The sequence below is a fragment of the Flavobacterium sp. XGLA_31 genome, assembly GCF_051547105.1.
GTDB lineage: Bacteria > Bacteroidota > Bacteroidia > Flavobacteriales > Flavobacteriaceae > Flavobacterium.
Genome location: NZ_JBPTTM010000009.1, coordinates 61,552 through 87,194, shown reverse-complemented (window position 1 = coordinate 87,194; position 25,643 = coordinate 61,552). Strand labels below are relative to the sequence as shown.

Below are 25,643 nucleotides of genomic sequence, written 5' to 3'. Positions count from 1 at the left end.
AAAAAATATTTGTGCATTTGTAGCTTTATTGATGAAAACATTTTACCTTTTACTGTTTACTTTCTTAAGCTGTACTCCTGAAGCTTTTTCACAAGAAAAGGACAATGTGGACCTCCTTAAAATAATTTTTACCAAATATTACAAAAACGAAAAAGTGATTGCCAAAGGTAGGCTGCAATTGCTTAGTTTTTATTGCAAAAAAGCACCAAACAATGAGGAGGTTTTAGAAGTCATTGCCAAAAATGATTTCCTGCAAAAAAATGCAACCGAAATCAAAAAACAAATCGACAATACAATTGACGAAAACTGGTCCAAAGAGTACGATATATTGTTTGACAATCAGAACCAATACCTGAAAAGCAAAGTCAACAGTTGCTTATCATTTGAAGAATATAAAGTGATTTCTGATCGCTTTGGAGAAAACAACCAACGACTGATGATTGTAAGCAAACCAATCTATTTTAACAAAGGTACAGCTGCTTTGGTAAAAGTAGCTTTCTATCGAACTATTGAACACAACAGCGGCAGTTACTTATTGTTGGAAAAAATAAACGGCATGTGGACCATTAAAGAATATTTAAACGAATGGGCAACCTAATAGGCAATTGAAGATTCACGAATTCGATAAAAGAAAATATAAGCATGAGTAAAATAAAAGATATCCTTACTATACTTGAAGAAATGGCGCCTTTGGCTTATGCTGAAGATTTTGATAATGTCGGTTTGCTGGTGGGCGACGCCAATGCCGAGGTCTCCGGCATATTGGTTTGCCATGATGCTTTAGAAAGCGTTATTGAAGAGGCCATAACCAAAAAATGCAATTTGGTAGTCTGCTTCCACCCCATTCTTTTCTCAGGCTTAAAAAAAATTACCGGAAGCACCTATGTGGAACGGGCGGTGATGAAAGCCATCCAAAACAATATTGCTATTTATGCGGTGCATACCGCTTTAGACAATCACAAACACGGGGTCAACAAAATTTTCTGTGATGCCTTGGGGTTAGTCAATACCAAAATATTGGTACCCAAGCCCAACTTCATTCAGAAGTTGGTCACCTATACCATTCCCGAAAATGCGGAAACCCTGCGCAACGCTTTGTTTGACGCCGGAGCCGGAAGAATCGGCAATTACGAAGACTGCAGTTTCAACTCCAAAGGCATTGGAACCTATATGGGCAACGAGGACAGCAATCCGGAAATAGGCAACCGATTTGAGTTTGTGGAAAATGAGGAAATCAAAATCGAAATTACCTTTGAAAAACATTTGCAGGCCAAAATTCTGAAAGCGCTTTTCAAACATCACGTGTATGAAGAAGTGGCTTATGAAATTTACGATTTACAAAATGCACATCAAAACATAGGATTGGGCATGATTGGTGAATTAGAAAAACCAATGGAAGCCACTGCCTTCCTTTCTTTTGTGAAAGACAAAATGCAATGTGGCGGCATTCGACACAGTGCTTTGTTGGAAAAACCTATAAAGAAAGTGGCCGTACTTGGCGGCTCCGGAAGTTTTGCCATCAGGAACGCCAAACAAGCCGGAGCGGATATTTTTTTAACCGCCGATTTAAAGTATCACAACTTTTATGAAGCTGAAAATCAAATCGTTTTAGCAGACATCGGACACTTTGAAAGTGAAAGATTTACAAAAAATTATATTGTTGATTTTCTTAAGAAAAAAATCCTTAATTTTGCCATCATTTTTTCGGAAGAAAATACAAATCCCGTTAAGTACTTATAAAATATGGCGACTACAAAAGAACTAAGTGTTGAAGACAAATTGAGAGCTATCTACGACTTGCAAATCATAGATACAAGAATTGATGAAATCAGAAACGTTAGAGGAGAATTACCTTTAGAAGTGGAAGATTTAGAAGATGAAGTTACCGGTTTGAGCACTCGTTTAGATAAATTAAAAAGTGATTTGGTTACCATTGAAGAACAAATCAAAAGCAAAAAAAGCGCTATCGAAGAACATCAGGCAGCGATAAAAAAATACACCGCACAGCAAAAAGAAGTGCGTAACAACAGAGAATTCAACTCTTTGACCAAAGAAGTAGAATTTCAGGAATTGGAAATTCAATTGGCTGAAAAACAAATCAAAGAATTGAAAGCTTCTATCGAACACAAAAAAGAAGTTATTGCTTCTTCTAAAGAGCGTTTGGATCAAAAAACAGCGCACTTAAAACACAAAAAAGCCGAGTTAAACGACATCATGGCGGAAACCCAAAAAGAAGAAAGTTTCTTAATGGAAAAATCAGCCGAATTTGAAGCACAAATTGAAGAGCGTTTATTAGCTGCATACAAAAGAATCCGTTCCAGTGTGCGTAATGGTTTGGCCGTTGTATCTATAGAGCGTGGTGCTTCTGCCGGATCGTTCTTTACGATTCCGCCGCAAACGCAAGTGGAAATTGCCGCTCGTAAAAAAATCATCACCGATGAGCATTCCGGAAGAATCTTAGTAGATGCTGCCTTGGCAGAAGAAGAAAGAGAAAAAATGCAAAAATTATTTGCTCACCTATAATAATCTAATCCCGATACTATCGGGATTTTTTTATGAAAAAAATTCAGTTTTTCCTGCTCACTAAAACCCTTGGGTTGTACCTCAACTGCCTTAGCTTTGTCAATGCTGAAAAAGCGAAGAGTAAAGCCTATAAACTGTTCAGTACCCCTCGAAAAGGACGACTGAAAAAGGAACGCATGCCTAAAACACTACTTTTCACGACTCGGGAGACTTTTGAATATGAAGGTGAAAAAATCCAAACCTACCTTTGGCAGGGCGATGAAAAAATCATACTGCTCGTTCACGGTTGGGAAAGCAACGCCTCGCGCTGGAAAAAATTGTTAACGCATCTCAAACCCCTTGGCCACACCATTATTGCCATTGACGGGCCGGCACACGGATTGAGTGATGGAACCGAATTCAACACCCCCAAATACGCTGAATTCATCCACATCCTAACCCAAAAATACCAGCCTCATATTGTGATCGGGCATTCTGTAGGTGGTGTTACACTTGCCTATTACCTCAACAAATTCAAAAATCCGCACATCCAAAAAGCCGTTTTGCTTGGCGCACCTTCCGATTTTCAAATTATCAGCAATAACTTTGTGGCCCTGCTAAGCCTCAACGACCGACTTAAAAACCTGCTCGAAACCCACTGTAAGGAAAGATTCAACATCAGCGTACAGGAATTTTCCGGACACAAATTTGCCGAAAACTTCCACCAAAAAGCATTCATTGCCCACGACATCAATGACCCTGTAGTGAAAATTGACGAAGGCCGCAAGTACGCCAAAGCCTGGAAAAATGCCACCTATATCGAAACCCAAGGATTGGGCCACAGCATGCACGACACCGTCTTGTATCAAAAAATTACCGATTTTATATCCCAAGCGTAACCGTTTGCGCTTTTTCAGTGTCCGTTTTCCCGCTGTCCGCACTACACGCCCTGTCTGCCGGCAGGCAGAGTAGTTGCTCCCATCGGGGCTAAACACGAAATGCAGTTGGTGTCTTTTATTTTCTAAACAACTGAAAATCAGAAACGACACATCCCAATTACATTCACGGTCCATCTTTTTATTCTTTCTTCAAAAAAAAGTAGTATAGGGAAATAAAATTTTCCTATTTTTAACAAAATCATTAGCATTTAGTATTATTAACCATCCCTAACTATGAAGATTCTAAAAATACAAGCATTACGCGGACCCAATATTTGGAGTGTACAACGCAAAAAATTAATCCAGATGCGATTGGATTTGGAAGAAATGGAGCAATTCCCCACCAACAAAATTGACGGTTTCCGCGAACGTATCGAAGCCATGTTCCCTACCATGATTGAACATCGCTGCTCTGAAGGAGTGCGTGGCGGTTTCTTCTCTCGCATTGAGCGCGGCACCTGGATGGGACACGTTATTGAACACATTGCCTTGGAAATACAAACCCTTGCCGGAATGGAAACCGGTTTCGGAAGAACCCGGGAAACCAAAACTCCCGGTGTATACAATGTTGTATTTAGCTATACGGAAGAAAACGTAGGGATGTTTGCAGCCGAAAGTGCTGTGGCCATCGCCGAAGCTTTAATCGCAGGGACTCCCTATGATGTGGAAGCTGATATTCAAAAAATGCGCGAAATCAGAGAACGTGTTCGCTTGGGTCCTTCTACCGGAAGTATCGTTGAGGAAGCGGTAGCTCGTGACATTCCGTGGATTCGTTTGGGAACCAATTCCCTGGTACAATTGGGATATGGCGTAAATCAAATGCGTTTTCAAGCTACCATAACTTGTAAAACAAGTAACATAGCCGTTGACATTGCCTGTAATAAAGAAGAAACCAAACGCATGTTGGATTTGGCATCGATTCCCGTGGCCAGTGGCAACATTTGTGTAGATGAAGAAGATTTGGAAAATACCATCAAAAAAATAGGATATCCAATCGTGTTAAAACCTTTAGACGGTAATCACGGAAAAGGAGCATCCATTAATGTCGTGACTTGGGAAGATGCTGTGGCCGGTTTGGCTTACGCCCAAAAATACAGCCGTCGGGTTATCGTAGAAAAATTCATCACCGGTTTTGATTTCAGAGTCTTGGTCATTGACAACAAGTTGGTAGCTGCTGCAAAACGCGAACCGGCTCACATCAAAGGAGACGGAAAGCAAACCATTCAACAATTAATTGACGAAACCAATAAGGACCCAAGACGCGGGTACGGCCATGAGAATGTACTCACCCAAATTGATATTGACCGAGACACTACTGATTTATTGGAAAAACTCAATTATACTTTGGACAGTGTACCGGCCAAAGACGAAATCGTGTATTTAAAATCGACTGCCAATTTAAGCACCGGAGGAACTTCCGTAGATGTCACCGACATGATGCATCCTGAGAATATTTTTCTTTGCGAGCGCATTTCAAGAGTAATTGGTCTTGACATTTGTGGAGTAGATATTATGGCGCCAAATCTGACAGAACCTTTAAAAGAAAACGGAGGTTGTATCTTAGAAGTTAATGCAGCTCCCGGCTTCCGCATGCACTTAGCGCCTTCGGAAGGTTTACCGAGAAACGTGGCCGCTCCGGTAATCGATATGCTTTACCCTCCCGGAAAACCAAGTCGTATCCCAATCATTGCAGTTACCGGAACCAATGGCAAAACCACCACTACCCGATTGATTGCGCACATCGTCAAAAACAACGGGTATCGTGTGGGATTCACTACCTCTGATGGTATTTATGTGCAAAACCACATGATGGAAAAAGGAGATACCACCGGACCTATTTCGGCCGAATACATCTTAAAAGACCCTACTGTGGAGTTTGCAGTGCTGGAAACGGCACGCGGCGGTATCTTACGTTCCGGTTTAGGATTCAGTCGCTGTGATATAGGAATCATTACCAACATACAGGAAGACCATCTGGGCCTTAGTGACATACATACGCTGGATGATTTAGCCCGTGTAAAAGCAACTGTGGTGCGCAGCATCAAAAAAGACGGTTGGGCCATCCTGAATGCCGAAGACGAACAATGTTTGAAAATTGCCAACGAGTTGAGCTGTAACATCGCCTATTTCAGCATGGATGAAAACAACCCGAAAGTACAGCAATTTGCCAAAGAAGGAAAAATTGTGGCCGTATATGAAAACGGATATATTACCATCAAAAAAGGAGAATGGAAAATCAGAGTAGAAAGAGCTACCCATGTGCCTTTGACCTTGGGAGGTAAAGCCAAGTTTATGATTGCCAATGTACTGGCCGCCACTTTGGCGAGTTATTTATATGGATTCAAAACGGAGGATATTAGCTTATCGTTACAAACCTTTATTCCGAGTGCCGCACAAACGCCCGGACGTATGAATATCTTTGAATTCAAAAAATTCAAAGTCCTGATTGACTTTGCCCACAATCCGGCAGGGTATAAAGGAGTCGAAGAATATTTGAGTACGGTGGATGCAACCAAGAAAATTGGGATTATTGCCGGTGTTGGTGACCGTCGGGATGAAGACATCAAAGAATGCGCTACCATTGCTGCCCGTATGTTTGATCATATTATCATCCGACAGGAAAAGCATCTGAGAGGCCGCACCGAAGAAGAAATTATCGGGCTGATTATGCAAGGCATCGAGGCTTCGGGACGAACGGTAACCCATGAGATTATTAAGAAAGAAGTGGAAGCCATTAAACATGCGATTGACAATGCGGAAGAAGGAAGCTTCATTACTGCCTTGAGTGATGTCGTAACCAATGCTATAGAAATTGTTCAGGAATACCTCGACAAAGAAAACGAGAGTGAAACCCTTTAACAAATCGTTCACTACTTACACACCCGGCAGTTCATACCTGCCGGGTGTTTTCGTTTCAGACCTCACTCTGAAAAATGTAACACCAAATTTTATTTTACAACGATTATGAAATGAAGCATTTTTTTCATATTTTTATGACAGACTAGTGTAAAACGTTACCTTCTTGAATTTATTTTGTCAAACACTATTTTTATTGAATACGCGCCATGAATGAACAATCCCGCTTAAAAGAATTATTCGAATATCATATCCTGGATACCAAACCCGAAAAAGAATTGGATGAGTTGGTTGAGATAGCTTCACTTATTTGCAATACTCCTATTTCGTTGATTACTTTGGTAGACAATTACCGTACTTGGCACAAATCAAAAAAAGGGATGGAATTATCCGAAGTCAAAAGAGAAGATTCATTTTGCCAACATGTAGTGAACAATTCAAAGGAAATTTTTATCGTAGAAGACGCCTCTATAGATAGTATATTTCAAGACAATCCATACACCAAAGGAGAAAAAGGAGTTCGTTTTTATGCCGGAGCTCCCTTAATAACACCCAAAGGGAATATCTTGGGAAGTTTGTGCGTCGTAGATACTGTTCCGAAAAAATTGACCGAAGAACAGAAAAAAGCATTGCAGGTACTTTCTAAGAAAGCTATGGATTACCTGAACGCGCGCAAATTGATTATAATGCAAAAAGACAACTTAGAACTCAGTGCATTAAAATTAAAAAAACTGACTGATGAGGCACCTTGTGTTATATTTCAACTGCACAAAACGAAAGACGGTCAGCTGCGATTTGATTTTTTAAATAAAGGAGTCAAAAAACTACATCCTGATTTAAAAGCCAAGTCTTTAAAAAAAAATCCGGAGCGCTTGTTTGACATAATTCATACCGATGATTTGCCTTATGTAAAGGAAAGTTTAGCACACTCTTACAATGAATTAACAGAATGGAATATTGCTTACAGAGTAAAATCTGTAAATGAAATTCCTCATTGGCACATGTTAAAAGCCGTACCTGAACGAGACAAACAAGGAGGTGTTATTTGGTATGGCACCATACAAAACATTACGAACATCATAGACTACGAAAAAACACTGGAACAAATCCTCTTTGACATTTCCCACGTGTTGCGCAAACCTATAGCGACTTTACTGGGATTAGCCAACCTGATAGCGGATGAAAAAAAGATAGACGGGCAATTACTCAAGGAATACAGTGGATACATCAAGACTGTATCGGCAGAATTGGACACGTTTACACAAAAACTGAGTATAGCCTACTCTGTTAAGAATAAAATAATTGCCGGACAAAACCAAGACTTACCCAAAGCCGGTAAATCCAAAAAATAGCTTTGCGTTTACTGTAAAACAGACTCTCCGGCTTTTTTATGTTACGCATCAAATGGTAATGGTTTTTTTCTATATTTGAAAAAACATCCTTTTTTATGAAAGTATTAAAAAATACTTATAAAAGCCTCATGAACCGGCTTCCTTATGTAAAAACATTATACAAGCAGTCCCAACAATGTACACATCCTAACGGACATTTCTACTCTCCTGTATTTTCGATAGCCGATGTGATGCAAAGACAGGAAGTCATCTGGAAAAATGTGAGTGTGGACGGCATTCCCTATATCGACTTGCGTACGGCTGAACAAAAACAACTATTACAGGAATTTGAAGCCTATTATAAAGACATTCCTTTTAAAGCAGAAAAACAGCCAAATCTGAGATACCAATTCCACAACGGATATTTCTCATATACGGATGGCATCATGCTTTACTCCTTTTTGAGGCATTTCAAACCAAAAAGAATTATCGAAATCGGTTCCGGCAATAGCTCTGCCTTAATGATTGACACTAATGAACTGTTTTTAGACAACAAAACCCTATTGACCTTTATAGAGCCTTATCCCGGGGAACGTTTGAATATGCTCACATCTGATCAGGATAAAAAATCCACCACCCTGATTGCAGAAGACGTTCAAACCTTATCCCTCGATGTGTTTAAGCAACTACAGGCGGGTGATATCCTTTTTGTTGACAGCACACACGTTTCTAAAACCGGAAGCGATGTGAATTACATATTGTTTGAAATTTTACCGGCCTTGGCCAGCGGAGTAATCATCCATTTCCACGATATTTTTTACCCGTTTGAGTATCCAAAAGATTGGATTATAAGAGGCTATAACTGGAACGAAGACTATATTTTGAGGGCCTTTTTAATGTATAATACGCAATTTGAAATACTGTTGTTTCCTGATTATCTGCACCGCCATCATAAGGAGGTTTTCGGTCAAATGCCATTGTGCTACCAAAGTACTGGTGGAAGTTTTTGGATGCGGAAAAAATAAGCCTGAACGTTTAACGCACTTTAAATTTCTCGCGGTATTCGAGAGGTTTCATCCCAACCACTTTCTGAAATACTTTCCGGAAAGATTTAGGATCCGTATACCCCGATTTATCGATGATTTCAGAAACCGAAAGTTGGTTTTGCTCCAAATGTCTTTTGGCCGTTTCTATGCGAATATTTTGCAGGTATTCTATAGGCGGAATTCCTGTGGCAAGCTTAAAACGGCGCACTATATTTCTTCGGCTTGACGGAATGGTATTGAGAACCTCTTCTAAATTTTCTATCTGATGAAAATGCTTTTCAATATTTTGCTGAACTTGGGCTACCATTTCATCATTGTGGGCATAATTGGGGCGAAAAGTACCAAAGTAACTTTGTTGGTATCGATCCATATCAATGGCAAATAACTTCGCCACCTGTATGGCCGTTTCGTGTCCGCAGTATTTTTGTACTAACAAAATAATCAAATGAAACAAGGAAGTCGAACCGCCACTGGTAAAAGTTCTGTCATCCACCGTTACGGTTTCGTTAGGCTTTAGCTTTACATCAGGAAACAAACGGGCAAAAGCGGGACAGGCATCAATATGGGTTGTAGCACTTTTACCATTAAGCAAGCCGGAAGCACCAAACAAAAACGCTCCCGAACAAAAACTGGCAATTTCAGCGCCACCCTGATATTGGTGCTGCAACCATGGAATATAAGCTCTGTTTTTACCAATGGTAGACTTCATATCCGAAGTCGTAAATGCAGGAATCAGTATCATATCCAACACCATTTCATTGGTAGCCGTAGAGTGTATAAGATAATCGTGAAACCTTCCGTCTCCTTGTACGAATTGATCAGGCAATTGATATAGTCTTATGATAAACGGAGCCTCGTTTCCCTTTTGATGCCAAAGTCGGTTGGCCGTTTCCAACACATCCAACAATGCCGCTACACTCAGGAGTTTGTAATCATACGGGAGTAAAAGACCAATGCGTTTCATGCTCAACTGTTTTTCCAAAATTACACAATTTGTCTCAAATGACCCCAATTATTACTTTTATGCTTATTCTTTAATAGCTTTATCAGGGTAAATTTGTACTACTAATCATTAAACTTACACTTATGAAAAAAGACAAAATCATTTTTTGGGTAGCCACCGTCATTATCTTTTTGTTCGAAGGCGTAATGCCGGCTTTCACATCACAAACAGAAGCCGCAAAAGAAGGCATCCGTCATTTAGGATACCCGGAATACTTTGGCAATGCATTGGTAGTTTTTAAAGTATTGGGAACCCTGATACTCATTATCCCCAAAATACCGGGTAATGTAAAAGAATGGGCCTATGCCGGTTTCGGATTCGACTTTCTTTTTGCTTCCATCAGCTATGCTTGTGTAGATGGCTTCAATTTCTTCACAATATTTCCGCTCATTTTTTTGGGAGTATTAGCGTTGTCTTACGTGTATTACCATAAAACAAAAACCATCTCGGCCTGATGTTATGGTAACTGTGTTCAAAACCAACCTGCAACAAAAGAGACAAACCCGGGAAATAATCCGTATTTTAACTTCCCGTTACCAATGGCTAAAAATCAATTTTGACTTGGAGGATTGCGATAAAATATTACGAATTGAAGGTATTATCAACCCGGTTGATATTGTAGATGTGGTTCAATCTAACGGATACCTATGTGAAATATTGGTTTAAATGAAAACAACTTTTAACAACATCGACCATTATATTGCCTCACAACCTGAGACAGTACAACCCTTACTGGAAAGCATCAGGAAAACCATAAAGGAAACAGCACCACAGGCTGAGGAAACCATCAGTTATCAAATGCCAGCTTTTAGATTTCACGGTGCTCTGGTGTATTTTGCCGCTTATAAAAATCATATCGGATTTTATCCCACTGCATCCGGAATTAAAGCCTTTCAAAACGAAATTGCTCTGTATAAAAACTCTAAGGGTGCCGTACAATTTGCTCTGGACAAGCCCATTCCCCATGATTTAATCGCTAAAATGGTTCGTTTCAAAATAGCTGAAAACAACACTAAAAAAAATAAAAAATGATTACTGTAAAAACTATCGTAAAAGCTCCCCTATCCAAAGTGTGGGCGTATTGGACTCAACCGGAGCACATTGTTAATTGGAATCAAGCTTCTGATGACTGGCATACGCCAAAAGCCAGTAATGACCTAACTGTAGAAGGTAAATTCAATTACACTATGGCTGCCAAAGACGGGAGCATGAGCTTTGACTTTGAAGGAACCTATACGACCCTGCAAACACATGAACGCATCGAATATGAAATCATAGATGGGCGAAAAGTGAACATTACCTTTGAAACGACTCCCGAGGGAGTCCTGATAACGGAAAGTTTTGACCCTGAGACTCTGAATCCGAATGAAATGCAACGTCAGGGATGGCAGAATATTTTAGACAGTTTTAAGAAGTACACCGAACAAAACTAACCACCAATGACAAAAGAACTTTGGCTTAATCTTCCTGTGAAGGATGTCTTGTTGTCAAGAGCCTTTTTTACCCAATTGGGATTACCTTTTAATCCCCGACATACCGAAACCGATGCCACGGCCCAATGCCTGATGATTGGCAAGACCGTTGTGATGTTATTCCCCGAAGCCACCTTTCGGCAATTTGCACAACACCCAGTAAGCGACACCCAAACAGCTTCACAGGTACTCATTTCCATCGATGCCGAAAGCCGGGAAGAAGTAGATGCCTTAGCTCAGAAAGCCAAGGCAGCAGGTGGCACCGTTTTTGCCGAACCGGGAGAAACTATGGGGTGGTTGTACGGTTGTGGCTTTTGTGATTTAGACGGCCATCGTTGGAACGTACTGTACATGGACTTCAACAAAATGCCTAAAGAATAAGAAAAAAATAAACTTTAAAAACAATAAAAAAATGGCACAGGTAAATCCTTATTTAATTTTTAACGGGAACTGCGAGGAAGCGTTCTTGTTTTATCAATCGGTATTTGGCGGTTCGTTCCCTTATATGGGGAAATACAGCGAAATGCCCAAAATGGATGGCTGTCCGGAGGTGAGTCCGGCCGATGCTAACCGCATTATGCACGTTTCATTACCTATCGGAAATACTATTCTGATGGGAGGCGACAGTAACGCAGCCAGTGGCGATGTGACTTTTGGCAATAATTTCCATGTATCCATCAATACGGACAGCAAAGAGGAAGCCGATCGTATTTTTAACGGATTATCGGCGGGCGGAGAACCTTTTATGCCGATGAACAAAACCTTTTGGGGTGCCTACTTCGGAATGTTCAAAGATAAATTTGGCATCCATTGGATGGTCAACTTTGATGAAACCGAAAAAGCATAATAAAAAAACCTTTCCCAACGGAAAGGTTTTTTTATTGTCATTTCTAATTATTTATTGCTTAACCATCCTGATTATTTTTCTTTCAGTTCCCTGAACCACTACTACATTAAATACTCCTGTCGGGTAGTTTCTTCCCAACTCACTAACAGTGAGTGACGCTGTTTTTATGGTTCTGCTGTCCAATCTTTTACCAATCATATCGTATACTTCCAACAGTATATCTTCATTGGTTGTCGGATTAATGTCTACAGCAAAGGTATCAGCAAACGGATTTGGGTAACCTTTCACCCTGAAACCCACTGTAGGTTCAGAAAATTCTTTGGCCGGAGCGCAATCTCCAATAGTTAGTGTGAATATCGGCGTAAATACCGGTGTACAATCAGGATATTTTACTGAAGCTCTTAAATAGACCGTTCCGGGAACGGTATACATTACCTGATACAAAGAAGTGTCTACACCTCCTATCAATGTGAAATCGGATAAATTGGTTGTAGTGGAAGCATACCATTCAAAATTAGTTCCTGACGCATTTTGAATCGCCAAACGCAAAGGATTGTTACTACATTGAGCCCCATCCGCCAGATAAATAGTACCGGCAACTGCTTTTTTCACCAATACCTCAAACGGATTGGTATAAGATGAGCAGCCATTGAAGGTTACCTTGGCTCTGTAATAAGCGTTAGCACTCAAAACAGGGGATATATAATCAGCTGTTGCAAATCCGCTTCCTGTCGACAAATTGGTAAAGGCTCCGGTAAGCGTTGTAGCTTTTTGCCACTGAATAGCTGCTTCAGATTGGTACCCCGACAAGTGTAATGTGGCGGCAGAGCCATAACAAAGTGATGCGGTTCCGGATACGGTTCCCGCTATAACCGGGGTACTAACTTCCATAATGACCGGTTCAGTAACTGCTGAAATACAACCCGTACCATTCGTAACCAAGGCTCTGTAATAAGTGGTAGAACTAATATTTTTAACAGTATAAGTAGCCGTTGTTCCGGCTACTATAGTCGGAGTTGTAAAATTGAAGTCGGGAGAAGACTGCCATTGAATTTTTCCCTGGTAATCTGTCAATGTTAATACAGTACTATTTAGTCCCGGACAAACTGTTGTCGCACCTGTTATTTTACCGGCGACAGATTGTGGAGTAACGGTTACTTTTATCGGAAGGGTGGTTACCGAAGAACACAAACCGCTAGTTACGATGGCTCTGTACCAGGTTGTTTGTGTCAGGTTACCCGTGTCTAAAGCATCGGCTGTTTCCCCGAGAATATCAGTATAAGGGCCTTCCAATGCTGAAGCCAACTGCCATTGTACAGTTCCTCTATGCGTTGCACTCAATACTAATGTTTTGGATGTGTTATAACAAATAGTTCCGGCTCCTGCTATCGTTCCGGCTACAGAAGTAGGGTTTACATTTATAACAACCGGCTCTGTAACAGCCACACAAGCACCGCTTTTTACCTCAACTTTAAAATAAGTTGTAGCGATCAGATTTGAAGCGGTATAGGACGTCCCGGTTGCTCCGGTTATCGTTGTATAGGAACCGTTTAATGACGTTGCTTTTTTCCAAACTAAGGTACTTCCACTGTAATCTGCCAATGTCAAAACCGTACTATTGGTTACAGCTGGAGCAGCTGTCAGTTGGGCTTTACAAACAGTACCTCCTCCCCCATTAATAATCCCTGCTACGGCAATCGGACTAACGGTTACCGTAATGGCCGGACTGATAGCTGAAGTACAATTACTATTGGTAACCACTACTCTGAAATAAGTAGTCGTTGTTAAAGACTCTGTGTTATATGATGTGTTGCTAGCTCCTACAATATCTGTAAAACCGGTAGTAGTGTTCGCTGTTGATGACTGCCATTGTACACTTCCTACATGATTTGCACTCACAAGCAGTGTTTTAGTACTACCCGAGCAAATGGTTCCCGCTCCCGAGATAGTACCCGCCACCGATTTAGGGATGATTGTAACCGCTACTGCAGTACGCTCACTCGTAACACCGCTAATCGTTTGAGAAACATAATAGGTACGGGTTGTCAATAAAGTAGTGGCCGCTAAAGCAGTTCCTCCGGTGGCATCAAGGTACCATTTGAGGGTCACTCCGGTAGCAACCAAATTTGAAACACGGGCTCCGTAACAAAATGTTTGCGGATAAGCTTCCGGCGCACAAACTATCGAGTAGGAAGCTGTTCCATCTTTGGTCCAAGTGCTGTTTTGAGCTGCCAACGTTGGATTGCTTACCTGTATACACGATAAATTAGGGTTCCCCACACAATCCATACCTCTTACCAAGGACAAACCGGTCAAATCCAAATGAGATAAATTGTTATTGGCACACAACAACAAGGTCATGAACTGTGAACCATGCACATTTAGAGAAGTCAATTGATTGTTAAAGCAAAACAATTCCCCTAATATAGGCAATGAAGTAACATCGAGGGTGCTTAGTTGATTAGAACTACATCCAATACTTTGCAAGGCATTACACCCGTTAAAGGTAAGCGAGATAAGGTTGTTAGAACTGCAGGTCAAAGTGTGTAACTCATTCAAGCCACTGACATCCAGTGCAGTCAACTGATTGACGTCACTGTATAATTGTCGTAATGATGATACTCCGTTCAGATTCAGGCTTGTTAATTGATTGAATTGACAAAACAAATCATGCAACTGAGAATGATTCGTCACATTAATATTGGTAAGCTGATTGTTGTAACAATTAACCGAAGTAAGGCTCGGTGCCCCAATCAAATCTAACGTGCTCAACTGGTTGTATTGACAGTACAATTCGCTCAACAGTGGTAAATTCTGCAAAGAAAGATTCTGCAGCATGTTATAATCACAATGCAAGGTCAACAATGACGGCAATCCATTGAGGGATAGCGTTTGTAAGTTGTTATAATTACAGTATAGATATTGCAATGCCGGTAAATTCGTCAAATTTAGAGAGGTCAGCTGATTCACTCGGGTATGGATATAATAAAGATGTTCCAAACCGTCTATTTGCAATTGCATCAACTGATTATCAGCGCAATCCAACGTTTCCAGCGCTGTAAAATCCTGTATACCTGTCAAATCAGATATACCAAGTCCAACTACCGAAAGGTCTGTAACTGTATTAATATGGGATGTGAATACTTTGCCATCCAATACCTGATCATACCCTAACGAAATAAGTGCCTGTTCAAAATTTTGATCCGGTATAGCAGTGGTTCGCTCTATGCCGATTGTGATGGTTGTAGCGCTGATTCCACTGTTATTGTAAGCCGTTATCTTATAAGTGGTTGGAGCTTGCAGCATGGACGGAGTACCACTGATAGTTCCGGTAGTACTGTCAAATGTTAACCCGCTAGGTAATGCCGGACGAATATCATAGCCCGTTACTGTAATTTTACGAAGGCAGGCATTGTACATATCACTCACATACAGATTTCCGAGATTATCTACTGCCAAGTGAGAAGCAGTATTAAAACTGGTAGCCAATCCAACCCCGTCAACATGAGCAAAATCTCCGTTACCTGCCAGCGTGGTTACCACCCTATCAGGAGTAATTTTACGAACTTTATGACCACATTCATCGGCTACATATAAATTTCCCCACGCATCAAAAGATAAACCGGTAGGACAGCCAAAACTGGCATCCGTTCCTATACCGTCTATAGAGTCAATCACGCCATTACCACAATAAGTACTAACCGTACCGTCGGGTGTAATTTTACGTATCAAACTATTAACATATTCTCCCACATACACATTCCCGCTGTTATCTACTGCAATTGCAGTGGCTGTATTAAATGTGGCAACATTAGCCGGACCGTTTTGTGCCCCTTGTGCACCACTGCCCGCCAATGTAGATACCAGCCCCTGAGGGGTTATTTTTCTGATTCTGTTGTTTTGCAAATCACATACGTAAAAGTTACCGGCGGTATCTATGGCAATTCCTGTCGGGAAATTAAACGAAGCCGCTGCTCCTTGTCCGTCAGCGAAACCTGCCTCACCGCTTCCGGCAAAATCACTAACCTCGCCGGACTGTGTTATTTTATATACTTTGTTAGCCCCTCTGTCACAAACAAAAACATTCCCGGAAGCATCTAAAGTAATGCCGTGTACCTGATTGAAACCCGAAGCCAAGGTAGCCACCACACCTTGCGGTGTCACTTTACAGATCCTGTGGTTGTGAAAATCACATATATAAATATTGCCCGAAGGGTCAGTGGCCACGCCGTGAGGATAATTAAATCCCGAAGCAACAGTAGTTACCTGAGCATAGACTGTCGCGGGCACTGCTCCTCCCGAATTGGTTGGTGTTACAGGAGCAATCGCAACACCCTGCTCAAAAGTATGGGTTGCAGGGGCATAACTAATCACCGGAGCCGACATACCGGTAGCAATACTAAGCGTAGTCGTAGCACTACCATACACATTGTAGGCAGTTACCGTATACTCTTGGACTGTCGTTGTTGCTGTTGGAGTTCCGCTGATGATACCGGTAGCACTGTCAAATGATAAACCCGAAGGCAATGCCGGACTAATGGTATACCCGGTAAGTGAAATTTTTCTAACTTTATGATTTCCCTTATCACCTACATACAAATGACCGAAAGCGTCTATAGCCAGTCCTGAAGGATTATAAAAGGTAGCATTCGTTCCCACAGCATCTACGGCACCATAAGCACCGCTTCCTGCGAATGTAATAACTTGACCTGTTGCCGTAATTTTACGGATTTTATTGTTTTGAAAATCAGTTACATATATATTTCCATAGGTATCTGCTGCTATACCAAAAGGTTGATTAAAAGCGGCTGTAGTGGTAGTGCCTTCAGAATCACCGGGAGAGCCGATACCGGCCAAGGTTGTTACCACAGCATCGGGAGTGATTTTACGTATTTTGTGATTGTAAAAATCAGCTACATATAAAATGCCCGAAGTGTCAAATGCCAATCCGTTCGGACTGTAAAAAGAAGCCAAGGTTCCTATGTTGTCTGCTGCTCCGATACTGCCGCTGCCAGCAAAAGTAGTTACCTGTCCGTCAGGCGTAATTTTACGAATCTTATGATTGCCTCTGTCAGCCACAAACACATTGCCTGCCGCATCCAAAGCAATACCTACCGGTTCATAAAAGGTTGCTACTGCTCCTGCACCATCTGATGCTCCTTGTCCTCCGCTTCCTGCCAACGTAGTTACGTCACCTGCAGGGGTGATTTTACGAATCTTGTTGCCGAAAAAATCAGCTACATACAAATTCCCTGAAGAATCCAAAGCAATTCCCTGCGGACGGTTAAAAGAAGCTGAAGTTCCGAAGCCGTCAGAAGATACCTGACTACCACTACCTGCCAATACAGTTACTGTACCGCTTGGCGCTATTTTATAAATTTTATTCGTCCAATAATCAGACGCATATACATAACCATCTCCGTCTGTCGCTACATTATAGGGGCTATCAAAACCACCGGCCAAGGTGGTTACGGTTCCATACACCGTTGTAGGCACAACACCACCGGTATTGATTGGAGTTAACGCCACAGGAGTCCCCAACGCTAAAGATTGTATACTACTCCCATAGTGGATGATAGGAGCCTGTGCCCAAAGCAGGCAGGGTAACCAAAATAAAAGTAAAAACTGTTTCATAAATAATTACAACTGTTTAGTAAGCCTACTCTTTTCGAGATTTTCGGCAACCTCTTAGTAACTTATTAGGGAATTTTTGAATCCAATATCTCAACCCCTCTAGTCAAAGGTACCATCAACAAACAGCCTTTCCTATGATAAATATCATCCGCTAAAACAACCCTTGATACCTCATCGGTTTCCGAGTTGGAACCCTACGTCTTCTTCGGGTTTTTTTATTTTTTTTTACACACTACCATACTATAAGAGTGTCTTTTTTCGTTATATCCTAAAACCCAACAACGTGAAAAAAAAGATTCTCTTGATACTCTTAGCCGTGGTGGGTGTCGGGTATGCCTATCACACCATTGACTATACGATCAAACACAGCCATATTCCCAAAACCGATACGATTCGCACGACGGCCAAAGCCAAAGAGGCACTTACCTATTGTAAAGCAAAGGGTCTCAACACCGATTTCTGTATACTCATTGACATGAGCGTTCACTCGGGACGCAACCGCTTGTTTCTCTATGATTTTAAGAAAAACACCATCAGCCGCAAGATGTTGGTGGGGCACGGCTGTGGCAATTATCCGTGGAGTTTTGATTTTTCCAAAGACAACCCCTCCTTTAGCAACGTAGACGGCAGCCATTGCTCCGCGTTGGGCAAATATAAAATAGGCGAAAGAGGCTATAGCAACTGGGGGATTAACGTCAAGTACCTTTTACACGGTTTGGAGGCTACTAACAGCAATGCCTTGGCGCGCTATATCGTTTTTCACTCCTGGGAAAAAGTAGCCGACGAGGAAGTATACCCTAATGGTACGGCCGAAGGCTGGGGTTGCCCGACAATTTCCAATGCCAACATGCGCATCATCGATCCGATGCTGCAAGTGGCCAAAAAACCCGTGTTGTTATGGATTTATAACTAAGATTCAATTACTTTTAAAGACAATGACAGCCGTTTTATACTTTATATTATTTTTTTACTGTATCCATAATTTTCAGTTTATAGCTCACAAAATATTTCATGTCAAAACAGTAACAACATCCATACACCATAACAAATACAAAACCCTTTCAATTACTGAAAGGGTTTTGTATTATTATTAATTTAAAGCGGCTGAAACTAAATTCCGGCTACCGCTTTTATCTCCTCAATAATTCGTAACGCCAAAGCATCGGCTGCTTGTTGTGTTGGTGCTTCGGTATAAATACGAATTATGGGTTCGGTATTCGACTTGCGCAAGTGTACCCATTCGGTAGCAAAATCTATTTTTACTCCGTCAATGGTGGAGATATTTTCGCTTTTGTACTTTTCTGTCATACCTACCAAAATAGCATCCACATCGATTTGCGGTGTCAGTTCTATTTTGTTTTTGCTCATATAGTACTGCGGATACGACGCTCTTAGCTCAGCCACAGTCATATCAAGATTGGCCAAATGCGTTAAGAACAAAGCTACGCCTACCAAACTGTCACGTCCGTAATGTAGCTCCGGATAAATAATACCTCCGTTACCTTCTCCTCCAATTATCGCATTGGTGGCTTTCATCAGTTCCACTACATTCACCTCACCTACGGCACTGGCTTGATAGCTTCCTTGATACTTATTGGTAATGTCACGTAAAGCTCTCGAGGACGACATGTTAGAAACGGTATTGCCCGGGGTTTTACTTAACACATAATCGGCACAAGCCACCAAAGTATATTCTTCGCCAAACATTTCACCGTCGTTGGAAATAAAAGCCAAGCGGTCTACATCAGGGTCAACTACGATACCAAAATCTGCTTTTTCTTCTACAACCAATTTACAAATATCGCCCAAGTGTTCTTTTAGCGGCTCCGGATTATGCGGAAAATGACCATTCGGTTCGCAGTATAATTTGACACACTCCACTCCCATTTGCTCCAATAACTTCGGAATAATAATCCCTCCCGAAGAATTCACCCCATCCACAACTACTTTGAATTTTCTTTTAGCTACAGCTTCGGCTTCTACTAATGGCAACTCCAAAACCTCGTCAATATGAATATCCATATAAGCATCATTCAGGGTAACTTCTCCTAAACTGTCTACATCAGAAAAATCAAAAGCTTCCGCTTCGGCAATTTCCAAAATCTTAGCTCCATCGGCACCGCTCAAAAATTCTCCTTTGGCATTCAACAACTTTAACGCATTCCATTGTTTCGGATTGTGAGAAGCGGTTAAAATAATCCCCCCATCAGCTTGCTCCAGAGGGACCGCCACTTCTACCGTTGGTGTGGTTGACAATCCTAAATCGATAACATCAATTCCTAATCCGATCAGCGTATTCACCACAAGATTGTGAATCATAGGACCTGAGATACGGGCATCACGCCCAATGACTACTTTCAGTCTGCTTTTTTGTATATTGTTTTTCAGAAACGTTCCATAGGCCGATGCAAATTTCACCGCATCTACCGGCGTCAGATTGTCTCCCACTTTACCACCGATAGTCCCTCGAATTCCTGATATTGATTTGATTAGTGTCATTGTAATTATTTTGTATTTTGTATTTAAGTTATATAAGGTTTACAAATATAAAGAATGGCATTTTTGAATTCTAATTTAAATTTTAAAATTTCTGATTTAAATTCCCTAAATTAGGCTCATGAACTTCTTAGCGCACATTTATCTATCCGGCAATAACGATTTGCTCAAAATCGGAAACTTTATGGCGGACAGCATTCGCGGGCACAGTTATGACAATTATCCCACAGAAATCCGAAAGGGAATTTTGCTACATCGCGCTATTGACAGTTTTACCGATATGCATCCGATATACCGTCAAAGCAAGCATCGCTTACATGACAAATACGGGCATTACTCCGGCGTAATTATGGATATTTTATACGATCATTTTTTGGCCAAAAACTGGAAAACCTATTCCGACGAAAAACTCGAAGTATACGCAGAGCGCTTTTATAAACTATTGACAGACAACATTGAATTGTTGACCGATAAGGCCAAAGGCATGCTGCCGTATATGATTGGCAGAAATTGGTTGGTCAGCTATGCCAGTATGGAAGGGTTGGAAATGATTATGTTTCAAATGGATCATCGTACCAAAAACAGGGTGGCGATGCACGAATCTATCGTAGAACTGAAACAGTATTATATCGAATTCGAGCAGGAGTTCACTTTGTTTTTTGAAGAATTAAGGCAACATTGCCGTGAAAAATTAGCCGAATTATAAAGTATATTTGCGAAATACCCTTTTAAAGAAGTATTTTAGCCTTTTAAAAGTTTGGAATACATGCCCGAGAATAAAGCTTCTTTTTTTAAAATCATCATCCGAAGTATTTTCAGAAGAGCCGAGCATTTGATTTTTTTGCTGAAAGACAAATTAAGTGAGCGCAACTTTATTTATTTAGCCAGTGTATTGGTTGCGGTAACATGTACGTTTGCCGTAATTATACTGAAAAGTTTCGCCCACAATATTTTCCTTTGGGCCAATGACATCAATGGCTTTCTCAAGCTGCCATACATCAATAGTTTACTGCCGATAGCCGGGATACTGCTGACCGTTTTTGTGATTCGAAATTTCCTGGACAATAATCTGGAAAAAGGGAGCTCCAAGGTACTCTACGCTGTAGCCAAAAAAGGCGGTATTCTTCCCAAAAAACAAATGTACGCCCAAATCATAACAAGCTCTTTAACCGTAGGATTAGGAGGCTCTGCCGGATTGGAAAGTCCAATTGTAATCACCGGAGCGGCATTTGGTTCCAACTTCGCTCAGAAATATCATTTGTCGCAAAAAGACCGTATTCTTCTTTTAGCTTGTGGTGTGGCTGCGGGAATTGGTGCCGCATTTAATGCTCCTATTGCCGGCGTATTGTTTGCCATTGAAGTAGTGTTGACCGATGTTTCCATTGCAGCTTTTATTCCGATTATCATATCGGCCGCAACCGGAGCTTTGATATCGACTGTAATATTGAGTCACGATGTTATTTTGAATTTTGAGCAAACGCTGAAATTTGATTATCACAATGTCCCCTTCTATGTTTTACTGGGAGTTTTAGCCGGGCTGGCTTCTATTTATCATGCGCGGAATTTTCAAAAAGTTGAAAGATTCTTCGGCTCCTTTAAAAACAAAGGCTATCGCAGAGCACTATTTGGATCGCTTATTTTAGCCGTTTTGATTTTCTTTTTCCCTACTTTGTTCGGAGAGGGATATGAAAGTATTAAAACATTGGCTTCCAAAAATCCCAACATTTTAATGGACAACACCATGTTGGAACCGCTCGAAAACAATCCTTGGATTTTATTAGCTTTCGTGGGAGTTACGATGCTGTTGAAAGCTTTTGCCACCGGATTAACGCTGGGAAGTGGTGGTAACGGTGGTAACTTTGCTCCCTCTCTTTTTGTGGGTTCCTATCTTGGATTTTTCGTGGCCAAAACGGTCAACCTGCTGAACTTCACCCATCATTTACCCATTGCCAATTTTACCATCGTGGGCATGGCCGGAATCCTAAGCGGATTGTTTCATGCACCACTAACCGCTATATTCCTTATCGGAGAAATTACGGGCGGTTATGACCTGATGGTGCCTCTAATGATTGTGTCATCGGTGAGTTTTGCGGTTTCCAAACAGTTTGAAAAACATTCAATGGATGTAAAATCCCTGGCTGATAAAGGCGATGTATTTACCAGTGACAAAGACAAAAATATCCTGCAAAGCATTGATTTCTACAATTTGGTGCAACAAAACTACAAGACTCTGGCATTAGATAGCCCGATTGAAAACATTGTGGAAATATTCTCCACTTCTGAACAAAAAATCATCCCCATCGTTGATGAACACAAATCCCTGATTGGGATAGTCGATTTTGAAGAAGTGAAAGCCATTATTTTCAATCCGTATCGCGTGAAATTCATGAGTATCACCGAGCTCATAAGCCAGCCTAAAGAGCTCATTCTTTTTGAAGACAAACCCGAAAAAATAATGAGGTTGTTTGAATCCTCTAAAGCGGCTATCCTACCGGTAATTCACAAAGGAAAATACTTTGGTTTTCTGTCCAAAATTGACGTGCTCGAAAGCTACCGCCAGCGGCTGAAAGAGATGATTATTGAGTAATCTTTTTTACGAACAACTTCACCCCGGTCTGTTTAAAATTTCACAGCAAAACACTACCTTTGCGTTTTGCCAAAAATGCTATGCTAAATACAGACAATACGATTGAAGTACTCGGTGCCCGGGTGCACAATCTGAAAAATATTGACATCACGATACCGCGTGAAAAACTGGTGGTGATTACGGGGCTTTCAGGTTCGGGTAAATCGTCTTTGGCCTTTGATACCATTTATGCAGAAGGACAACGTCGTTACATCGAAACATTCTCGGCTTATGCCCGTCAATTCCTGGGCGGACTGGAACGTCCCGATGTAGATAAAATTGACGGTCTTTCTCCTGTAATCGCTATCGAGCAAAAAACCACCAGCAAAAGTCCCCGCTCTACAGTGGGAACCATTACCGAGATCTATGACTTTTTGCGCTTGTTGTATGCCCGTGGCGGAGAAGCGTACAGTTATGTGACAGGAGAAAAAATGGTTTCCTATTCTGATGAGCAAATCAAAGAGTTGATTATTCAGAATTTTTCCGGGAAGCGCATCAACATTTTAGCACCGATTATTCGTGCCCGGAAAGGACACTATGCCGAATTGTTCCAACAAATCACCAAACAGGGCTTTCTCAAAGTACGTGTGAACGGTGAAGTGCAAGACCTATTGCCGGGTATGAAACTCGACCGTTACAAAACACACGACATCGAAATTGTTGTAGACCGGATGGTCATTGAGCCTAATGAAGATAATGAAAAACGCTTGGCCGAAAGCATCAAAACCGCCATGTATCACGGCGAAAACGTGTTGATGATTTTGGACCAAGACACCAATGAAGTACGCTATTTCAGTCGCAATTTAATGTGTCCTACCTCCGGTATCTCCTATCAAAATCCGGAGCCGAATTTATTTTCATTCAACTCTCCAAAAGGAGCATGCGAAGAATGTAAAGGTTTGGGAACAGTACACGAAATCAATCTGAAAAAAATCATACCCAATCCGAAGTTGTCTATCAAAAATGGAGGATTTGCTCCTCTGGGTGAATATAAATCTTCTTGGATTTTCAAGCAATTGGAAATCATAGGCGAAAAATTTGGCTTTGCATTGACCGATGCCATCGAAAAAATTTCCGAAGAAGCGATGCAAATTATTCTTCATGGTGGTAAGGAAAAATTTTCAGTAGAATCTAAAACATTAGGCATTACCAAAGAATATAAAATAGAGTTTGAAGGTATTTCGCATTTCATCAAAAACCAATTTGACGAAAGCGGTTCCACCTCTATCAAACGCTGGGCAAAAGAATTCATGGACGAAATAGCATGTCCGGAATGTCACGGTTCGCGCCTGAAAAAAGAGGCCTTGTATTTCCGTATTTACGAAAAAAACATCTTCGATTTATCCACTATGGATATTTCCGATTTATCGGCTTGGTTTGAGGATTTGGACAAACACCTTTCTGAAAAACAAACTATTATTGCCTCCGAAATCGTTAAAGAAATCAAAGACCGTTTGCGGTTCTTGGTGAACGTGGGATTGAATTATTTGTCAATTAACCGCAGTTCCAAATCACTTTCGGGCGGAGAAGCACAACGCATTCGATTGGCCACACAAATCGGTTCCCAACTAGTAGGTGTATTGTATATTCTGGACGAACCCAGTATCGGCTTACACCAAAGAGATAATGAAAAACTGATTCATTCTTTGGAACAATTGCGTGATATTGGAAACTCGGTTTTAGTCGTAGAACACGATAAAGACATGATTGAACGCGCCGATTACGTGATTGATATTGGGCCGAAAGCTGGGAAGTTTGGCGGAGAAATCATCAGCAAAGGCACTCCGGCCGAATTGCACAAAGAACACACCATGACCGCCATGTACCTCAATGGTGAAATGCAGATTGAAGTTCCGAAGCAACGCAGAAAAGGTAATGGCAAATTCCTGAAACTGACCGGAGCCACCGGAAACAATCTGAAAAATGTTTCCATCGAACTGCCTTTGGGCAAACTGATTTGCGTTACCGGAGTATCGGGCAGCGGGAAATCAACGTTGATTAATGAAACCTTGTATCCGATATTGAATGAATACTATTTCAACGGAGTCAAGAAACCGCAACCTTATAAAAAAATTGAAGGTTTAGAACACATCGACAAAGTCATCGATATTGATCAAAGTCCGATTGGCAGAACTCCACGTTCCAATCCTGCCACCTACACCGATGTGTTTTCAGAAATCAGAAGTCTCTTCACACAAATGCCGGAAGCCATGATTCGTGGCTATAAAGCCGGACGATTCAGTTTTAATGTTTCGGGCGGACGATGCGAAACCTGCGAAGGTTCAGGAGTACGTACCATCGAAATGAGTTTTCTCCCGGATGTCTATGTCGAATGTGAAACCTGTCAAGGCAAGCGTTTCAACAGGGAAACACTGGAGATTCGATACAAAGGCAAATCCATTTCGGATGTATTGAACATGACCGTAGACGAAGCGGTTCCGTTCTTTGAAAATATCCCAAAAATCTACCGAAAAATCAAAACGATACAAGACGTCGGTTTGGGTTATATTACTTTGGGACAACAAAGTACCACGCTATCGGGCGGAGAAGCACAGCGTATCAAACTGGCTACCGAATTGTCTAAAAAGGACACCGGAAACACCTTCTACATCATGGATGAACCGACAACGGGATTGCATTTTGAAGACATACGCGTGCTGATGGATGTCATTAATAAACTGGTAGACAAAGGCAATACCATTTTGATTATTGAGCACAATATGGACGTGATTAAGCTCGCCGATTATATCATTGACATTGGCCCAGAAGGCGGCAAAGGCGGCGGCCAGGTGGTTGCTGAAGGTACACCGGAAGAAATTGTGAAGAATAAAAAAAGTTACACCGCTCAGTTTTTGAAAAAAGAATTACTTTAGCGCGTTTGCTTTTACATTA

At 41.2% G+C, this 25,643-nt stretch carries 19 protein-coding genes; 16 read left to right on the top strand and 3 right to left on the bottom strand.

The genetic code is table 11. The features are described 5' to 3' along the window. Positions 1 to 31 precede the first annotated feature (31 nt). The 7 genes from ACSVH6_RS13125 (at position 32) to ACSVH6_RS13095 (ending at position 8,652) form a co-directional block, all read left to right on the top strand. A complete protein-coding gene (locus ACSVH6_RS13125) occupies positions 32 to 598 on the top strand; it encodes a hypothetical protein (RefSeq protein WP_438079238.1) in 567 nt (188 codons plus the stop codon). A 44-nt stretch (positions 599 to 642) separates the two neighbouring features. Beyond that, on the top strand, positions 643 to 1,740 hold the full coding sequence (locus ACSVH6_RS13120) for a Nif3-like dinuclear metal center hexameric protein (protein ID WP_438079236.1): 1,098 nt from the start codon (positions 643 to 645) through the stop codon (positions 1,738 to 1,740). Positions 1,741 to 1,743: 3 nt separating this feature from the next. Next, complete coding sequence (locus ACSVH6_RS13115) at positions 1,744 to 2,523, top strand: zinc ribbon domain-containing protein (RefSeq protein ID WP_438079234.1); 780 nt, start codon at positions 1,744 to 1,746, stop codon at positions 2,521 to 2,523. 32 nt (positions 2,524 to 2,555) lie between these two features. Further along, positions 2,556 to 3,401, top strand: a complete 846-nt coding sequence (locus ACSVH6_RS13110; protein ID WP_438079232.1) for an alpha/beta hydrolase — start codon at positions 2,556 to 2,558, stop codon at positions 3,399 to 3,401. A 273-nt stretch (positions 3,402 to 3,674) separates the two neighbouring features. Beyond that, positions 3,675 to 6,299, top strand: coding sequence for a cyanophycin synthetase (gene cphA / locus ACSVH6_RS13105; protein ID WP_438079230.1), 2,625 nt, complete (start codon positions 3,675 to 3,677; stop codon positions 6,297 to 6,299). A 206-nt stretch (positions 6,300 to 6,505) separates the two neighbouring features. Then, positions 6,506 to 7,648: a GAF domain-containing protein gene (locus ACSVH6_RS13100; RefSeq protein WP_438079228.1), complete on the top strand. Its 1,143-nt coding sequence runs from the start codon at positions 6,506 to 6,508 to the stop codon at positions 7,646 to 7,648. A 95-nt stretch (positions 7,649 to 7,743) separates the two neighbouring features. Further along, positions 7,744 to 8,652, top strand: coding sequence for a class I SAM-dependent methyltransferase (locus ACSVH6_RS13095; RefSeq protein WP_438079226.1), 909 nt, complete (start codon positions 7,744 to 7,746; stop codon positions 8,650 to 8,652). Between the two features lie 10 nt (positions 8,653 to 8,662). Here the strand turns inward: ACSVH6_RS13095 and ACSVH6_RS13090 are convergent, their stop codons facing one another. After that, positions 8,663 to 9,637: a GlxA family transcriptional regulator gene (locus ACSVH6_RS13090; RefSeq protein ID WP_438079224.1), complete on the bottom strand. Its 975-nt coding sequence runs from the start codon at positions 9,635 to 9,637 to the stop codon at positions 8,663 to 8,665. A 122-nt stretch (positions 9,638 to 9,759) separates the two neighbouring features. Here ACSVH6_RS13090 and ACSVH6_RS13085 point away from each other — a divergent pair, with 122 nt between their 5' ends. The 5 genes from ACSVH6_RS13085 to ACSVH6_RS13065 all read left to right on the top strand — a co-directional run bounded on the left by ACSVH6_RS13085 (position 9,760) and on the right by ACSVH6_RS13065 (position 11,995). Continuing rightward, positions 9,760 to 10,131 carry a DoxX family protein gene (locus ACSVH6_RS13085; protein WP_438079222.1) on the top strand — a complete coding sequence of 124 codons (372 nt, stop codon included), beginning with the start codon at positions 9,760 to 9,762 and terminating at the stop codon, positions 10,129 to 10,131. Positions 10,132 to 10,342: 211 nt separating this feature from the next. Beyond that, on the top strand, positions 10,343 to 10,708 hold the full coding sequence (locus ACSVH6_RS13080; RefSeq protein WP_438079220.1) for an iron chaperone: 366 nt from the start codon (positions 10,343 to 10,345) through the stop codon (positions 10,706 to 10,708). Beyond that, positions 10,705 to 11,109, top strand: coding sequence for an SRPBCC family protein (locus ACSVH6_RS13075; protein WP_438079218.1), 405 nt, complete (start codon positions 10,705 to 10,707; stop codon positions 11,107 to 11,109). The genes ACSVH6_RS13080 and ACSVH6_RS13075 overlap by 4 nt, the downstream gene beginning before the upstream one ends. A 6-nt stretch (positions 11,110 to 11,115) precedes the next feature. Beyond that, positions 11,116 to 11,529: a VOC family protein gene (locus tag ACSVH6_RS13070; RefSeq protein ID WP_438079216.1), complete on the top strand. Its 414-nt coding sequence runs from the start codon at positions 11,116 to 11,118 to the stop codon at positions 11,527 to 11,529. Positions 11,530 to 11,560: 31 nt separating this feature from the next. Then, positions 11,561 to 11,995, top strand: a complete 435-nt coding sequence (locus ACSVH6_RS13065) for a VOC family protein (protein ID WP_438079214.1) — start codon at positions 11,561 to 11,563, stop codon at positions 11,993 to 11,995. Between the two features lie 51 nt (positions 11,996 to 12,046). Here ACSVH6_RS13065 and ACSVH6_RS13060 read toward each other — a convergent pair whose 3' ends face one another. Further along, positions 12,047 to 17,629 (bottom strand): putative Ig domain-containing protein, encoded by a 5,583-nt coding sequence (locus ACSVH6_RS13060; protein ID WP_438079212.1) that lies wholly within the window; start codon positions 17,627 to 17,629, stop codon positions 12,047 to 12,049. 283 nt (positions 17,630 to 17,912) lie between these two features. Between ACSVH6_RS13060 and ACSVH6_RS13055 the strand changes: the two genes are divergently transcribed. After that, on the top strand, positions 17,913 to 18,542 hold the full coding sequence (locus ACSVH6_RS13055) for a murein L,D-transpeptidase catalytic domain-containing protein (RefSeq protein WP_438079210.1): 630 nt from the start codon (positions 17,913 to 17,915) through the stop codon (positions 18,540 to 18,542). 197 nt (positions 18,543 to 18,739) lie between these two features. On the opposite strand, the gene glmM is transcribed toward ACSVH6_RS13055, so the two are convergent. Then, positions 18,740 to 20,128: a phosphoglucosamine mutase gene (gene glmM / locus ACSVH6_RS13050; protein ID WP_438079208.1), complete on the bottom strand. Its 1,389-nt coding sequence runs from the start codon at positions 20,126 to 20,128 to the stop codon at positions 18,740 to 18,742. Positions 20,129 to 20,246: 118 nt separating this feature from the next. On the opposite strand from glmM, the gene ACSVH6_RS13045 reads away from it, so the two are divergent. The 3 genes from ACSVH6_RS13045 (at position 20,247) to uvrA (ending at position 25,624) form a co-directional block, all read left to right on the top strand. After that, a complete protein-coding gene (locus ACSVH6_RS13045; protein WP_438079206.1) occupies positions 20,247 to 20,831 on the top strand; it encodes an ACP phosphodiesterase in 585 nt (194 codons plus the stop codon). A 60-nt stretch (positions 20,832 to 20,891) separates the two neighbouring features. After that, positions 20,892 to 22,712 carry a chloride channel protein gene (locus ACSVH6_RS13040; RefSeq protein WP_438079204.1) on the top strand — a complete coding sequence of 607 codons (1,821 nt, stop codon included), beginning with the start codon at positions 20,892 to 20,894 and terminating at the stop codon, positions 22,710 to 22,712. Between the two features lie 80 nt (positions 22,713 to 22,792). Beyond that, the gene (gene uvrA, locus ACSVH6_RS13035) at positions 22,793 to 25,624 is read left to right on the top strand and encodes an excinuclease ABC subunit UvrA (protein ID WP_438079202.1); all 2,832 of its coding nucleotides are present in this window, start codon (positions 22,793 to 22,795) and stop codon (positions 25,622 to 25,624) included. The last annotated feature ends 19 nt before the right edge of the window (positions 25,625 to 25,643 follow it).